13 protein-coding genes are annotated in these 15,610 nt (G+C 42.9%); 7 read left to right on the plus strand and 6 right to left on the minus strand.

What is annotated here, in order from left to right:
- Nucleotides 1–71: 71 nt before the first annotated feature.
- The 4 genes from ABGU93_RS05265 to ABGU93_RS05280 all read right to left on the minus strand — a co-directional run bounded on the left by ABGU93_RS05265 (nucleotide 72) and on the right by ABGU93_RS05280 (nucleotide 3,580).
- The gene (locus ABGU93_RS05265; RefSeq protein WP_304886575.1) at nucleotides 72–506 is read right to left on the minus strand and encodes an MOSC domain-containing protein; all 435 of its coding nucleotides are present in this window, start codon (nucleotides 504–506) and stop codon (nucleotides 72–74) included.
- A gap of 99 nt (nucleotides 507–605) precedes the next feature.
- Entirely contained in the window at nucleotides 606–1,418 is an 813-nt protein-coding gene (fdhD, locus tag ABGU93_RS05270) for a formate dehydrogenase accessory sulfurtransferase FdhD (RefSeq protein WP_304885014.1), read from the minus strand.
- A 75-nt stretch (nucleotides 1,419–1,493) separates the two neighbouring features.
- Nucleotides 1,494–2,132, minus strand: coding sequence for a molybdenum cofactor guanylyltransferase (locus ABGU93_RS05275; RefSeq protein ID WP_304885016.1), 639 nt, complete (start codon nucleotides 2,130–2,132; stop codon nucleotides 1,494–1,496).
- A 620-nt stretch (nucleotides 2,133–2,752) separates the two neighbouring features.
- Nucleotides 2,753–3,580: a formate/nitrite transporter family protein gene (locus ABGU93_RS05280; RefSeq protein WP_347412442.1), complete on the minus strand. Its 828-nt coding sequence runs from the start codon at nucleotides 3,578–3,580 to the stop codon at nucleotides 2,753–2,755.
- A gap of 327 nt (nucleotides 3,581–3,907) precedes the next feature.
- On the opposite strand from ABGU93_RS05280, the gene ABGU93_RS05285 reads away from it, so the two are divergent.
- The 7 genes from ABGU93_RS05285 (at nucleotide 3,908) to ABGU93_RS05315 (ending at nucleotide 12,660) form a co-directional block, all read left to right on the plus strand.
- On the plus strand, nucleotides 3,908–4,156 hold the full coding sequence (locus tag ABGU93_RS05285; protein WP_304885022.1) for a hypothetical protein: 249 nt from the start codon (nucleotides 3,908–3,910) through the stop codon (nucleotides 4,154–4,156).
- A 504-nt stretch (nucleotides 4,157–4,660) separates the two neighbouring features.
- Complete coding sequence (fdhF, locus tag ABGU93_RS05290; RefSeq protein WP_347412443.1) at nucleotides 4,661–7,339, plus strand: formate dehydrogenase subunit alpha; 2,679 nt, start codon at nucleotides 4,661–4,663, stop codon at nucleotides 7,337–7,339.
- Between the two features lie 279 nt (nucleotides 7,340–7,618).
- Nucleotides 7,619–8,248: a cobalamin-dependent protein gene (locus tag ABGU93_RS05295; RefSeq protein WP_347412444.1), complete on the plus strand. Its 630-nt coding sequence runs from the start codon at nucleotides 7,619–7,621 to the stop codon at nucleotides 8,246–8,248.
- 627 nt (nucleotides 8,249–8,875) lie between these two features.
- Nucleotides 8,876–9,535: a cobalamin-dependent protein gene (locus ABGU93_RS05300; protein ID WP_347412445.1), complete on the plus strand. Its 660-nt coding sequence runs from the start codon at nucleotides 8,876–8,878 to the stop codon at nucleotides 9,533–9,535.
- 17 nt (nucleotides 9,536–9,552) lie between these two features.
- Entirely contained in the window at nucleotides 9,553–10,257 is a 705-nt protein-coding gene (locus tag ABGU93_RS05305) for a GntR family transcriptional regulator (protein WP_026395095.1), read from the plus strand.
- 21 nt (nucleotides 10,258–10,278) lie between these two features.
- Nucleotides 10,279–10,974: a DUF1638 domain-containing protein gene (locus ABGU93_RS05310; RefSeq protein WP_347412446.1), complete on the plus strand. Its 696-nt coding sequence runs from the start codon at nucleotides 10,279–10,281 to the stop codon at nucleotides 10,972–10,974.
- A 198-nt stretch (nucleotides 10,975–11,172) separates the two neighbouring features.
- Nucleotides 11,173–12,660: a UDP-N-acetylmuramoyl-L-alanyl-D-glutamate--2,6-diaminopimelate ligase gene (locus ABGU93_RS05315; protein WP_347412447.1), complete on the plus strand. Its 1,488-nt coding sequence runs from the start codon at nucleotides 11,173–11,175 to the stop codon at nucleotides 12,658–12,660.
- A gap of 199 nt (nucleotides 12,661–12,859) precedes the next feature.
- Here the strand turns inward: ABGU93_RS05315 and ABGU93_RS05320 are convergent, their stop codons facing one another.
- Nucleotides 12,860–13,621 carry an exodeoxyribonuclease III gene (locus ABGU93_RS05320; protein ID WP_347412448.1) on the minus strand — a complete coding sequence of 254 codons (762 nt, stop codon included), beginning with the start codon at nucleotides 13,619–13,621 and terminating at the stop codon, nucleotides 12,860–12,862.
- Between the two features lie 71 nt (nucleotides 13,622–13,692).
- Entirely contained in the window at nucleotides 13,693–15,597 is a 1,905-nt protein-coding gene (locus tag ABGU93_RS05325) for an ABC-F family ATP-binding cassette domain-containing protein (protein WP_347412449.1), read from the minus strand.
- Nucleotides 15,598–15,610 lie beyond the last annotated feature (13 nt).

Consider the following 15,610-nt stretch of genomic DNA (forward strand, 5'->3'; position numbering starts at 1 on the left):
AATATAAACAGAGCGGTAAAATTTCACGAAATTTTACCGCTCTGAATTTTTTGCGCTCATTTTAATCAGGGTTACAGATCTAATCGTTCAATAGTATCGCCAATTTTGACGAGACCACCGTTAATGACGGCGGTAAAGACGACTTCGTGTGCCAGCGGACAGATTTGCTGGCTATCGGTAATCTCACAGCCAAAGCACTTTTTGCCAACTTGGGTAATTTTTTGGACCGTGTCGCCAATTTTCAACAGACTTCCGACCGGAAGTTTGTAGAGCTCGATATTTTCAGTAATGACATTTTCATTAAACCGTTTGGTGCACAATCCGGAGAGGTGCAGTTGTTCCATTTTTTGGATGCTTTCGATCCCGAAAAAACTTACCTGCCGCAGATCCTTGCCACCGTGGCGGTCACCTTCGATACCAAAATCTTTAATGAAAAAACCAGATGTCTCAAGGGGGACAGTCTGGCCCTTTTCAACGCTCTTATATAATTTAATAACGCAGCTCATCGTTTCGCTCCTTAACTAGTTATTTCAAAATTAAAAATGTGGCCCGCTAAATTTAGCTCTGAGAACTGATGATTCTGACTAAAAAGTCGGCCCAGATAGTTACCGAAGATTTCCGGCATAAATATTAAGTCGTCTGCCCCGGACAAAGCCAATCAATGTCAGATTAAACTGACGTGCCAGTTCGATGGCTTCATTGGTTGGCGCCGAATGAGAGGCAATAACGGGAATGCCGCAGCGAATGGCTTTAAAAACCATATCAGACGGGATTCGTCCGGTGGTAAAAAGAATGGGGTGGGCTAATTGCTGGTTTGCTGTCAGTGCCATCCCGATCGTCTTATCAACGGCGTTATGACGACCAATATCTTCACAGACATACATTTCGTTTCCGTCAATGCACATTGCGGCACAATGGGTCCCGCCGGTTTCATTAAACAAAGCCGCATTTCGGTTACAGGCGTTGGCTAATTTAAAAATTGTCTCGTAGGAGCATTGATGAGCAGGTAATGGTTTAAGGTTGCTGATTTGAGCAGCCTGCCTTATTTTTTTATTATTGCCACAAGAAATTGATTCGCTGGTGGTATCATGATCGATACTATTTAAGGAAATGATTTTGTTTAATTGCACTTTTACCCGCTCACCGCTTTGGCAAATATAAATAAAGTCAATATCATCTAAACGATCGATATAACCCTCACTAAACATGTAACCTAACACCAGGGCATCAAGTTTTTCCGGGGTGCAAACCAGCTTAAAAGCCAATTGTTCATTAATATAACAGCTCAGATGATGTTCGGTAATGACGATGTCGTCGAAATGTTCATGATTAAGCTCGTTATTGGCGTTCTGACGGATTCGTGTTATTGAAAAAGCTTCTTTTAATTCTAAATCAAGTGCTTCGTTAATTATTTTCAAGTAATCGTCCTCTTTTGTTTAAATTGCGGTAATTATTGGATAAACCGATATAGCTGATCAGATTAATGGTTAAGATTATTCTATTATCGTCTTTTTAGTACGTTGAATATGATTTTTTAACTCTCTCGGAGTATTCAAATTACTGAACATTTCCCAACCGGGACTATAACTGCGACCAACAGCTTCGTCAATATAATGTAAATTTTCGGCTTCAAAACATTTGTAAATACTTTTTCTGCCAGAGTCCAGAAATGTTTCAATTTTGGGAATTAGATCAACACTGTAAAAAGCATTAAATGGTTCAATCCACTCATCAAAGCGCGTAACGCAGCCTGATATATCAGGGTTTTCGGTAATGATACTTACCATGTATTTAACATAATCGCTATTATAGTAAGGCATGTCACAAGCAGTGACATAGAGAAACCGCGATTTGGACAGCAGAAGTGCTGAATAAATACCAACCAGCGATGCCGACAGCTCCAGGGCATCCTGGTAAATACCCCTTAAACCTGAAATATTTGGAATATCTTCCTGGTCGCAACCGACAACGATGATATCATCAAAGTCTTTTGAAAGCTGTTTGACGATCTGATTTAAAATGGTCTCTCCGCCAATCCGTAATTTCTTTTTGTCATATCCCATCCGCTGACTTAGTCCGCCAACCAGAATTGCGGCTGTTTTTGTTTCTTCCATGATCGTTTGTTCTTTCATAAATTCGTAATGCCTTTCGGTAACTACTTATTTTTGGAAAACTCCTATTTATCTTTAAAAAATGGGAGCATTTTTTAAGTTAACCATAAATGATTTTTTCTTGCTTCTAGATTTTTATTATATTCTAAATTCTTGGATTTGTCATTGACGTTTTCCCGTATTTACTAATGTTTCCGAAAAAATCGTTTGATAAATTACCGCCTCTTCAGATTAGAAGCTTCTTTAAAACGCGTCGTGCTAACAAACAGAATAACTGGAGTGGTTGAATTATGAGGGAGATTGAAAGAGGGCTACGGATTGAAGGTAAGTTTGTAAATGACATAACTGTGCCAATAATACCGGGGAAATTGCATAGTCGGTGGGGAAATGTGAATGTAAAAAAGGCCAGCATCACTTTGAAAATGACTTAGCCGGGTGTGCAAATATAGATGATACAAAACAAGCAAGGCTGTTTTAATCAAGGTGGCGTGTTAAAACGAAAGCTTGGTGGATGACAGATAAGTAACGTCGAGAAAAAAATGACTTAAACATTCAAAGCGGTTCGGACGGTAATGTTGTTTATGAAAATGAAGACGAAGACAATGCTACCCTCAGGATTGCCTCCGACTTCATGAAGAAAACTATTCTGCAGTTGCAGCAATTACCGGGTCTGAAGCGGCATTGATAGCCTCTTTATTTGTTCGCAGATATGTATAGTAGTAAACACCTGGAACCACAAAGGCACCGCCAATAACATTTCCGATAGTTACCGGAATAAGATTATTTATGATGATCTGACTCCAGGTAATGTCTGCTCCCAAAAATAATCCAATTGGTAAAAAGAACATATTTGCGACGCAATGCTCAAATCCCGCGAGCACAAAAAGCATAATTGGGAACCAAATTGCAAATATTTTGCCAATAATGTCTTTTGAACCTGCTTGCATCATGACTGCCAGCACCACTAATATGTTACAAAAGGTAGCGCGGATAATGATCGGCAACAACGGAATCGCTGTTTTTGCTTCAGCAATACCAATTGCTTTAGCAGCCATGGCTTCGCCGCTGTATAAGCCGCTTTTGAAAAGTAACCAGGCTAATAAAACAGAGCCCACAAAATTTGCAAGATAAACTACAGTCAAATTACGAAGCAAGGAGCCGAGGGTGATTTCTTTTTTAGCTAAAGCTAAGGTTAAAGTACAGTTTCCTGTAAACAACTCTGCGCCGCAAAAAATAATCAGCATCAAACCAACCGGGAAAACACCGGCACCAATGAATTTGGCAAGGGTTGCTTCAAAACCACTTCCTGCACCTGAAGTAACAATGGTGAATCCATAGGCACCTAAACCAACATACATACCAGCAAAAATACCGAGTAAAAGCATTTTACCAATGGGTAAAGAGGCTTTTGCTTTTCCGCTGGTCACCATACACTCGTTAATCTCTTTTGGGGTCAAAAAACCGTTCACACTATTTTCCTCCTAAACAAGTTACGACTTTCATGAATCGTTTGCAGAAGTATAGCACAGAAATAATTATTTGTATATAGTTAGCGTCGCTTAAGTTTACAATTAGTTCGGAGGACATAACAAAATTTAAAAGTAAATATAAACTTATGATAATATTTTGTCTAATTAGGACAAAAAAAGTCAAAGAAAAAATTTCGAGTCAAGTGAAATACTTACAATTGTAAGGGGACGTTAAATTCAAGACAATCGGAGTAAATACTTTTTTTTAAACGGTGTAAGGGCGTTTGACCACTGAAAGATAATAACAAAACCACAAGGTGATGAAATTTGGATATGTTAAATAACGTTAACTGGAATAAAAGTTGCGATTGGAAGTTGGGAAGCAGGCGTAAAAAAGCGGTTTATTTACCAAAAAAATTGTTTAGGACAATGATTCAAGAGATAAGAAAAATAGAAAGGAATACCAGTGGATCAGCGACAGCAACTCCTGTTAATAATAACTATGGTAACGTTTATCAGCTTGGGCGGAACTGCCTTTTGGTCAATGAGCAGAAACAGTCAGCAATAAAAAGGTAAAAAATAGTCCAATAAGAGTAAAAATAAGATTTTCGTAAAGAATGGCGCATATAACAAAATAGCATCGTTTTATATTCGCTATTCCACAAATCACGGCTAACGGAAGTATTTTCAAGGAGTTACGGACAGGGTATCATTTATGATGCCCGACAAGTCTCGCTAACAGTGGGTTGTATGCTAGACAAATAGAGACAGAATCAAGCCTGATGAAGCCGGAAAAGAACCGGTTTTCGCTGAATCAGGCCAGTCGAGTACAATAAAGTACAGATGAGTCGATTGAGAAAGAGAAAAGAAAAAAAATAGAAAAAAATATTCTGATCAAGAGAATGGTAAATTATCATCTGGCGGGATTGAAATGATGAATAACGGGGGCGTTAGGTGTTTTAAACACGACATACTATTAAAGATGACCAAATGTAAAAAAAAGATTGATGTTAAAAAAGTATCAATGACAAACGAAGAGTTATCAATTATAATTAAACTACTAAAAGAAAGGGGAAAAATATGGTTAATTTAACAATTAATGGGCAGAATATCAGTGTCGAGCCTGGAACAACAATTTTAAAGGCAGCAAGTTCCATCGGCATTGAGATTCCAACCCTGTGTAGTTTTAAAGATTTCACACCCGTTGGAACTTGCGGGATGTGTGTGGTAGAGGTGGCAGGTTCAAAAGAATTTGAAAAAGCTTGTTCAACTCCAGTTGCTGAGGGTATGGTGGTTGATACCGATACATTTGCAGTTAGAAATGAGCGACGTAAGGCGATGAAAGCTTTGATGGTGGATCACAAATTTGATTGCATGGCTTGTTATAAGTATGAGGCGTGTTTCTTTGTGGAAAACAATGCTAATTTGATTGATTATGATACCTACAAGGCAGTAGGAACAGAGGGGTATGCGGATCGACCAATTGATGATTCGAATCCATTTTATACTTATGACCCTAGCAAATGTGTTTTATGCGGGCGATGTATAAAAGCATGTGACTATTTACAATGTAATCACGTTTTAGCAGCATTTGATCCTGAAAAGGATAACATCATTAAAACAGTTAATGATTTGCCTAGAGGTAAAACAACAGAGTGTGTCAGCTGTGGAAATTGTATCGCGGTATGTCCAACCGGTGCATTAGCACCTAAGAAGTTTAAACCATTCAGCTATGCAAAACAGGTACAAACCGTCTGTCCCTATTGTGGAGTAGGCTGTACTTTAAATTTAAAAGTAGTTGATAATAAAATTACCGACGTATTCAGTACCGAGGGAAATGTAAACGATAATTTACTATGCGTAAAAGGTCGCTTTGCTTATGATTTCGTAGGCAGTCCGGATCGATTAACAACACCATTGATCCGAAAAGATGGGGTATTACAAGAAGCGACTTGGGAAGAGGCCATTACATTAGTGGCTAAAAAACTTAAAGAAGCAAAAACGGAAGGACCACAGGCAGTAGCAGGTTTTTCTTCTGCACGTTGTACCAATGAAGATAATTATGTCTTCCAGAAGTTTATCAGAACTGCGGGAGAAACGAATAATGTCGATCATTGTGCGCGGTTGTGTCATGCTTCCACCGTGGCTGGTTTAGCTAAGTCTTTCGGTAGCGGCGCGATGACCAACAGTATTGAAGAAATCGCTGTGATGGATGTTATGCTGGTGTCAGGCTCAAATACTACTGAGACCCATCCTGTCATTGGTGCAAAAATAAAACAACGGAAAGCTCAGGGAGCTGCTCTGATTGTTGCCGAACCCCGTAAGATCGAACTGGCGAACTATGCAGATGTTTATTTACAGATTAAACCAGGCACGAATGTCGCCTTATTTAATGGACTGATGCGTGCTATTCTGGATGCCGGTCTTGAAGACAAAACCTTTATCAATGAACGTACTGAAGGTTATGAAGCATTCTTAGAATTCATGAATACGATCACGGTCGAAAAATGTGCCGAAATTTGTGGCGTAGATCCCGATGAAATGCGAAAAGCAGGGGTTCTTTATGCGACAAAAGATAAAGGCGGAATCTTCTATTCCATGGGTGTTACCCAGTTTAATACCGGGACTGATGGGGTTATGTCCACCGCTAATCTGGCCATGTTGACCGGAAAAATTGGTCGGGAAGGCTGTGGCGTTAATCCGCTTCGGGGCCAAAACAATGTTCAGGGGTCCTGTGATATGGGTGCCCTGCCAGGCGATCTTCCTGGTTATCAAAAAACAGCAAATCCTGAAGCTGTGGAAAAATTTGAAAAAGCCTGGGGTGTTAAGCTGCCATCCAATACGGGTAAAACACTAACCGAAATTATTGATGATGTCGGAAATGGTACCGTCAAGTTCCTCTATGTGATGGGTGAGAATCCAGCGGTTTCAGATCCAAACACCAATCATGTTAAAGAAGCGCTGAAAAAGGCTAATTTCATCGTAGTTCAGGATATTTTCCTGACTGAGACTACTGAATTTGCTGATGTTGTTCTACCAGCTTATGTTTATGCTGAAAAAGACGGAACCTTCACCAATACAGAGCGACGTATTCAGCTGCTCAGAAAAGCCGTTGATGCCCCAGGTACCGCTAAAAACGACTGGGAAATTATTGGAATGATAGCCAAGGAAATGGGTGTTAAGGGCTTTGACTTTACCAGCGCTGCTGAAATCATGGACGAAATTGCCTCAGTAACACCAAGTTATACGGGCGTATCCCATGAACGATTGAATAATGGCGATCGTATTCAATGGCCATGTTTAAGTAAAGACTCAGAAGGTGCAAAATTCCTTCATGCCGGAAAATTCACCAGAGGTCTGGGTGCCTTCATGATTGCCGATTACATCCCACCAGAAGATCAGGCCGATGAAGAATATCCACTTATTTTAATGACCGGACGAATTCTTGAGCATTATCATACCCGAACAATGACAAAACGTTCACCGGGCATCGAAGAGATTGCCGGCGATGCATTTGTTGAAATCAATCCAGCCAAAGCATTGGAACTTGGAATTGAAGAGGGTGATATCATTAATGTCACATCTCCACGGGGAAGTGTTTCTGTTAAAACACGTTTTAATGAAGGGATCATGGAAAATAACCTGTTCATGCCTTTCCATTATGGCGAAAGCGGAGCAAACTCCCTGACCGGTGGTGCGGTGGATCCAATTGCTAAAATTCCACCTTTCAAAGTGTCTAAGGTTCGAGTTACAAAATAACGGACAAAATTTTTGCTTTACTAAAGGGGTACGAAAGTGCCCCTTTTTAATTGGGTGAATCGCCTGGACGAATGAATCGAACCATGTAATTTATCATTCAGTTGGCTTGATGGCTTACTTAAGACCGTGAACATGCGTATGACAAATTAAAAATGACAACAAATTGGAAGCGTTTACTTGACAAGTGAGATGTAAAGGTGTATCATATGATCATAAACATGTACACACAAGTCACACAAGTTTTTTATAAATATATTTTTTCAAAGGAAGGGTATTTAAATGCTGGATTTAAAGGTATTAACACAGGCAGTTGGAGATTTAGAAGAAGAAGACGTGATGGACCTACTCAATGATTTCGTCGCTACAAATCCCTCAGAAGCAGAAGCACAGGAAGCAGTTGCAGCATGTCAGGGCGGTATGGCAATTGTCGGTGATCTTTTCGAAAAAGGTGAGTATTTTGTTGGTGATCTGATCTTCGCCGGAGAATTATTAACTGAAGCAATTAATGTCTTAAAACCCGTTTTAGGCAGTGATGACTCTGCTGTTGCCGGGACCATCATTATCGGAACGGTCCATGGTGATTTACATGATATTGGAAAAAACATCTTTAAAAGTATGTCGGAAGCGGCCGGTTTTGAAGTGGTCGATTTGGGGATCGATGTGGCTCCGGAAATCTTCGTGGAGAAAGCCAAAGATTGCAACCCTGCCATCATCGGCATGAGCGGTGTTTTAACCCTGGCGATTGACTCAATGAAAGAAACGGTTGACGCATTAAAAGCGGCAGGTATTACGGCGAAGGTAATTATTGGCGGAAATCCGGTAACCAAAGAATCGTGTGAGTATGTGGGCGCGGATCAATTTACAACGAATGCGGCAGAAGGCGTAAAAATTTGCCAGGGTTGGGTATAAGCGGTCACTTGTGATCAACAACCCCAGGTCGCTGGATAAATAAATAGAAGAATTAGAGATAAAAGGAAGAGACATGTCTCTTCCTTTTATCTTTTTTTTGTTGAAAATGAGCGGTTCTGTTGAGTAAAAAGAGAACGATTTTTTACCCTAAATTTCTAAGATTTGTAGATATTTGTATATACAGGTCGATATAAGTATGGTATAATTTCGACAAACGATTTCATGAAAATGAGATGTATTATAGACTCAAAACACGAGAATCGCTTCTTTACTCGGGCAGGCATTCGGGCATTGATATCAAAATTGCTTAGATGTGGATGGGTATCTTGGGAGTAGTATTATTGACAAAAAATTACCCGATAACACTGTCTTTATGTTGAGAAAATCAGTTTAGTAACTTTTGCTCTTCTATTATGAAGAGCAAAGGCCTCTAAATTCAAAGACGTTAAAATTTGCAAGATTTATATCAATTATACCATTATCAAAAAAAATAATTTAGGTTATAATTAAAAGGATTTTGAAAATATTAAACTAGAAATTCCAGGTGTGATCATTTAGATAAGACCAGGTCGACAAAACAAGACGGTGGTATTCAATTTACACCTTTAAGGGAGTGGAACTTAAATTATGAAACATAGCATTGTAAGATCCATCGAAGGATTATATGAAGATCGAACCCTGGAGCTCGTGCGAATTGCTATTCGAAAAGGGTTTAAACCAATTGATATCTTCAATTGGTTGCAAACCGGAATGGAGCGGGTCGGTAAATTATACGAAACCAGTGATTATTTTATTGCCGATTTGATTTTTGCCGGGATCATCTTTCAGGAAGTGATGGAACTCGAAGAACTAAAAGAAATTACCAAGGTAACTCCAAAAAATAAAATAGGCAGATTACTGCTTTTTTCTGTTTTCGGTGATTGTCATGATATTGGCAAAAATATTTTTGGCTCATTTGCCAGAACCGCCGGATTCGAACTCATTGATCTGGGGACGGATGTTTCCCTTTATCAGGTGGTGGAAGCCATTGAGACGGTCAAGCCGGATATCATCGGCATGAGTGGTATGCAGCAGGAAACCATTTATGAAATGCGGGCGGTGGTCTGCGAATTGGTTAACCGGGGAATCCGGGATGATTACCGGGTGATTATTGGCGGTGCTGTCATTGATGAAAAAGCAGCACAGATTGTGGGGGCAGATTTTGCCACGAAAGATGTGATGACCGGTGTCGAAAAATGCAAATTATGGATGATCGAAAAAACCGGAAAAAAAAATAACGATAAATAGACCAAGGTGGTAGAAAAATGGGATCCCCCGAATATTTAAAAATAGTCGATGCAATAAAAAATAGAATAACCAGTGAAGAAATTAAACCGGGTGATGCCATACAGTCAGAAAACCTTCTCTGCGAAGAATTTAATGTCAGCCGCATGACGGTCAGAAAAGGTTTAGCAGTTCTTGTCAATGAGGGTTACATTTACTCCATTCCAGGCAAAGGCAACTATGTCTGTGAACCTAATCTGGATTCCTACACGCTTCATTTTGACGAAATGATGACAACTGAAAAAAAAGGTGAAGAAATCCGGCTGATTGAGGTCAATGTCGTGAAACCCAGCTATGAGGTAGGTTTTAATTTGGAAATCCCCGAAAATAAACATGTCATTGTGGTGAAACGGGTTTTTGTCAGCGATGGCATCGTTAAGGCCTTTGATGTTAAATATATTCCTTATTACCGGGGCATTCCGATTGTCGAAAAAGAAATTCGCTATGCCACCTTTCCGGAAATGGTGGCCAAAAAGAACTCCATCTTTGCGATGACCAAAAAGCTCAAAATTCGGGCGATGGCGGCCAAAGGGGAAGTCAGTCAGGTGTTGGATATTATGGAAGGCGATCCTGTTCTGGTTGTGGAACAGAAGCTGATGGATGAAAAAGATCACCCCATTGGATGGGGGCTTATGTACTTTACCGGTGAGGATTCTGGGCTGGAGGCAATTGCTTCCTTCGATTAGTTTGAATAACTGAGGTATGGGATGAAAGAAAGTATCTTACTGATTGCGTGTGGAATGATTCAGGACGAGATGAGCTTAGCGATGAAGAATACCGGCATCAATTATGATACCATTTGGATGAGTGCAGAACTTCATAACAACCCGGACATGTTAAACCAGGAACTGCAAAAAGTGATTGACAGCCATCAGGAATATGACACCATTCTTTTGGGTTATGGAAATTGTGGCAAAGCACTGATCGGATTGCGAAGTGATCATGCCAGACTGGCCTTGTTGCGCTCCGAAGATTGTATCCAGATTCTGCTTCATAATAAAGAGAAACTCAAATCCATTCGGGGTGAAACCTATTTTATAACCAAAGGGTGGATGATGGGGAAAAAGTCCTTAAAAGAAGAGTATCACTATGCCATTAATAAATATGGTCCCAAACGGGCCGAGATGATCATGGGGATTATGTTTAAAAATTACAAGTCCCTGATGATGATCGATTCTGGCGCCTATAATCTGGAAGATTGGATCCATTGTGCCCGGCATTTGAGTCAGGTCCTGAAATTAGATTTTATTATTACCCAGGGGGATGTAGAGCTGCTGGAAATGTTTCTTTCGCTGGCGTGGGATCATCGGGTGGTCGTGATTGAACCCGGCGCAGAAGTAACCAAGGATGATTTCGGAGTGGAATGTGCCGTGGCATCCTGTACCAATATGTTTACAATGTAAAAATCCGACAGGGATCACGGTTGCGGCGACTTAATCGGGAGATACGAATAGTGTCTCTTTTTTTATTTTACAAAAATAGTGTCGACAATCTGTGCTATGTTTGAAACATGACAGCCAACACAGCTAGACAGATAATTTGGAAAACAGTATAATAATAAAAGTGTTTATAACGCAGTTTAACAACAGAGAGGAAAATCGATGAAACTGGAAAAACTATTAAACGAACTAAGGATAATTGAAATCAGAAATAATCAGCCTGATTGTGATATAAATAAGATTTGCTATAATTCCCGGGAAGTGGTCCCGGGCAGTCTGTTTGTCGCCATCCCCGGATATGTCACTGACGGTCATCAATACATCGGCAAGGCCATCAGCCAGGGCGCCGTGGCGGTGGTCCATCAGGATGACCTGACTGACTATCAGGCCGGAGTAAGTTACATCAAAGTCGGGGATTCCCGCCATGCCCTGGGGATTCTGGGGAGCTATTTTTATGGAAAACCCTCGGCGTCGATGGTGGTAACCGGTATTACCGGAACCAATGGCAAAACCTCGCTGACCTATATGCTTAAACATATTTTTGAAACAGAGGGCAAAAAATGTGGACTGATCGGTACCATCCATAATCTGATTGGCGATCAGGTGGTTGATAATCGCGGCCGCACCACCCCGGAATCCCTGGAAGTCCAGGAGATTATCAACGAAATGAAGGAGCGGGGCTGTACCCACTTATTTATGGAAGTTTCCTCCCACGGTCTGGCTCTGGATCGGGTCAATGGGGTAGATTTTGATTACGGCATCTTCACCAACCTGACTCAGGATCATCTCGATTATCATAAGACCTTTGAAAATTATTTTGAGGCCAAAGCCAAGCTCTTTTTTCAGGCCCAAAAAGCCAACATTATCAATGGCGATGACCCCTGGGGTCGGAAGCTGTGCGATATCTTAAAAGAAAAAACGAGTGTACCGGTGCTCACCTATGGCATGAATCCGGGCCATGACTATTACGCCAGAGACCTGATCTTTGGCGCTAAAGGAACTGACTTTACGCTGGTTACACCGGACGGGGAAGAAAAATTATGGTTAAATATCCCCGGAGAGTTTATGGTTTATAATGCCATCGCCGCGATTATTGCCGCGGTGGCCGAAGGGGTAACCATGGCGGTGATCCGGACGGCCCTGGCGACGATGCCGGGGGTTGAAGGGCGGATGGAAATTCTGGATCTCGAGGCGCCTTTTAATGTGATTATCGATTATGCCCACTCTCCAGATTCCTTGGAAAAGCTGCTCCAGTCGGTGCGAAAAATATTTACCGGCCGGATTGTTCTGGTCTTTGGCTGCAACGGCGACCGGGACAAGGAAAAACGGCCGATCATGGGCCGGATTGCGGGAGAGTATGCCGATATGGTGGTGGTGACTTCGGACAATCCCGCCAGTGAAAACCCAATCGACATCATCAATGCGGTGGTGGCTGGCGTCCGGGAAAAAACAGATCAGGTTGCCACGGTGGAACTCCGCCAGGAAGGGATCTATTACGGCGCTACCCTGTGTCGCCCCGGCGATGTGCTGGTGCTGGCCGGCAAAGGTCACGAAAAACAGGAAATCATGAAAGACGAAACCCTCTATTACAACGAATGGGATACGGCTAGAGAAGCCGTCGCCCGTCTAAAACTGAAGTCTGAGAATTAGAAAAAGACAAGAAAAAAGCACCCGCTGGGTGCTTGAGGTTGTTGCTAAACTACCGTACCGACCAATTTTTAATCTATTGTTCGCTGCGGGATCGGACAGGCTCTGCCATGTCCGCCCCGATGCGTACAATCAGATTAATAATTGTCGGCACTACGTTGATACTATATGTACATTTTTAAGCACCCCATGGGTGTTTTTTTCATTTCAGGGTCAAAACAATCGGGCAATGATCCGAGCCCATCACCTCGTCTAAGATATCGGTGCCCGCTACCTGGGGCATGAAATTTTCAGACACGAAGAAGGAATCGATCCGCCACCCGGCGTTGTTGGCCCGGGCATTGAAGCGGTAAGACCACCAGCTGTATTTAACATCGTCGGGATGTTGCACCCGCCAGCTGTCGACCATGCCGATGCCAAGGAAATCATCAACCCAGGCCCGTTCTTCTGGCAGGAAACCGGACCGCTTGGAGTTTTCCTTGGGATTTTTCAAATCAATTTCGCGATGGGCGATGTTAATATCCCCGCAGACAATGACGTTTTTGCCGGCTGCCAGCAGTTCCTGGACATCATTTTGAATGCAGCGGTTGAAGTCCATTTTAAAACTCAGCCGCTCATCGTCTTTCTGGCCGTTGGGGAAATAGACATTGTAAAGGATAAAATCCGGGTATTCCATGATAATGGTACGGCCTTCATTGTTGAAGGCCGGGTCGGATAAACCGGTGCGGATGGCCAGGGGTTTTTGTTTGTAATAAACCGCTGTACCGCTGTACCCTTTTTTTTCACCAGAGTGAAAATAGGCAAAATAGCCGGGGATATTGAGTAAAGCATCTTCCAACTGATGGTCATGGGCCTTGGTTTCCTGAATGCAGAGGATATCCGGATTGGCTGCTTCAATAAAGGAGACAAAGCCTTTTTTTTCTACGGCCCGAATGCCGTTGACGTTCCACGAAATAATCTTCATATGTTACCTTCCTATTTAATCAAATTTAATTACGGTACCGGTTTGTTTGGGGTCTGACCCGCGCCGCCAGATTATTCCCCTTTTTCGAGATTTTCCAGGGTCTCCAGCCGATCCATAATCTCCAGCAGTGCTTCTTCCAGAACCGCCTTTTCTTCAGCCAGTTCCTGCAAAACGGTATAGTCTTTGGTGATTTCGGTCAGCTTCTTCGTAACAAAATCCAGCCGCTGATCCTTGGCTTCCAGATCCAGCAGCAACGCCTCCTGCTCCCTTTTTTCCTTATATGTCAGGCCGGGTTTGCGGGTTTTAGGCTTTTCAATGGCTGGGGCTGCGGTTTTTTTCTCCGGTTGCTCCGGGGTATCGTCGCGGTGGCCCAGGCCAGTCAGGGGATGTTTCTTGATATAGTCCGAATAATTGCCGGTTTGGGTGGTGATCTGACCTTTACCATCGAAGGAAAAAATCTGTTCACAGGTGCGGTCCAGAAAATAGCGGTCATGGGAAACGGTCAGCACCGAACCCTGAAACTCGTCCAGGTAGGCTTCCAGAATCGTCAGGGTGTCGATGTCCAGATCGTTGGTGGGTTCATCAAACAGCAGCACATTGGGGGCCATCATCAGAATCCCCAGCAGATAGAGCCGCCGCCGTTCGCCACCAGAAAGTTCGGAGATATAAACCCATTGGCTGTTTTTATCAAACAGAAACAGTTCCATCATCTGGGCGGCCGTAACCGTTTCGCCCCGGGAATTTTCCATCACTTCGGCTTTTTCGCGGATATAATCAATGGCCCGGAGGCTCAAATCCATATCCTCAGATTCCTGGGAAAAATAACCGAGTTTGACGGTATCACCCAGGGTGATGGTGCCACCATCCGGCTTAAGTTTTCCGGCCAGCAGGTTCAGCAGGGTCGACTTGCCATAACCGTTTTTGCCGATGATCCCAATCCGTTCGCTGGGGCCGAGAATCATCGAAAAATCATTGATAATTTTCTGGGGGCCGAAGGATTTACTTAAATGCTCAATTTCAATGACTTTTTTACCCAGACGGGAAAAGCCCACCGAAATTTCCATCTGGTTTTCAGAAAGGTCAGTGGCCCGCTCTTTGATCTCGTCAAACCGCTGAATCCGGGCTTTCTGTTTGGTCGTTCGGGCTCGGGCACCGCGACGGATCCAGGCCAGCTCGCGGCGATAGAGGTTTTGGCGCTTGGCTTCGATGGCGGTTTGGGCTTCCCGGCGGTTGGCTTTCTGCTCTAAAAAGTCGGAGTAATTGCCGGTATACTCATAGAGCTGGCCCTTATCCAATTCGATCGTTCGGGTCACCACCCGATCCAGAAAATAGCGGTCATGAGTAACCATCAGCAGGGCCCCTTTACGGTTTAACAGGTAATTTTCCAGCCAGGCAATGGTGTCATTATCAAGGTGATTGGTGGGCTCGTCAAGAATCAGCAGATCGCAGGGGGTCAGCAGGGCCGAGGCCATCGCCACCCGTTTGCGCTGCCCGCCGGAAAGCTGGCCGATTTTTTTATGATAGTCGTGAATGCCCAGCTGCGAGAGGATCGTTTCGACCTGGGATTTCAGATTCCAGAGGTTTTCATCATCAATGCGCTGGGACAGCGACAGTAGCCGCTTTTGCAGGGCGGCATCCTCCGGGGAATCGTCCAGGGCGGCCAGGGTGGACTCATAATCCCGGACCAGGTTCATTTCCGGCGAGTTGGCCGAAAAGACCTGGGAAAGCACCGTGGTCTCCGGGTCAAGATCCGGGTCCTGGGACAGAATTTCGACTCGCTTGGTGCCGAAAAACTTAACCTCGCCGGCATCCGGGCTATCGAGGTTTCCAATGATCCGCAGCAGCGAGGTTTTCCCCGATCCATTAACACCAATCACCCCGATCTTATCGGTATCGGCGATGGAAAATGAGAGTTGATTAAAAAGAGTTTTCACCCCGTAAGTTTTTTTAAGATTTTCAATACTGGCAATATTCATTGACTCGTCCTTT

The organism is Acetobacterium sp. (assembly GCF_039830195.1).
Taxonomy (GTDB): domain Bacteria; phylum Bacillota; class Clostridia; order Eubacteriales; family Eubacteriaceae; genus Acetobacterium.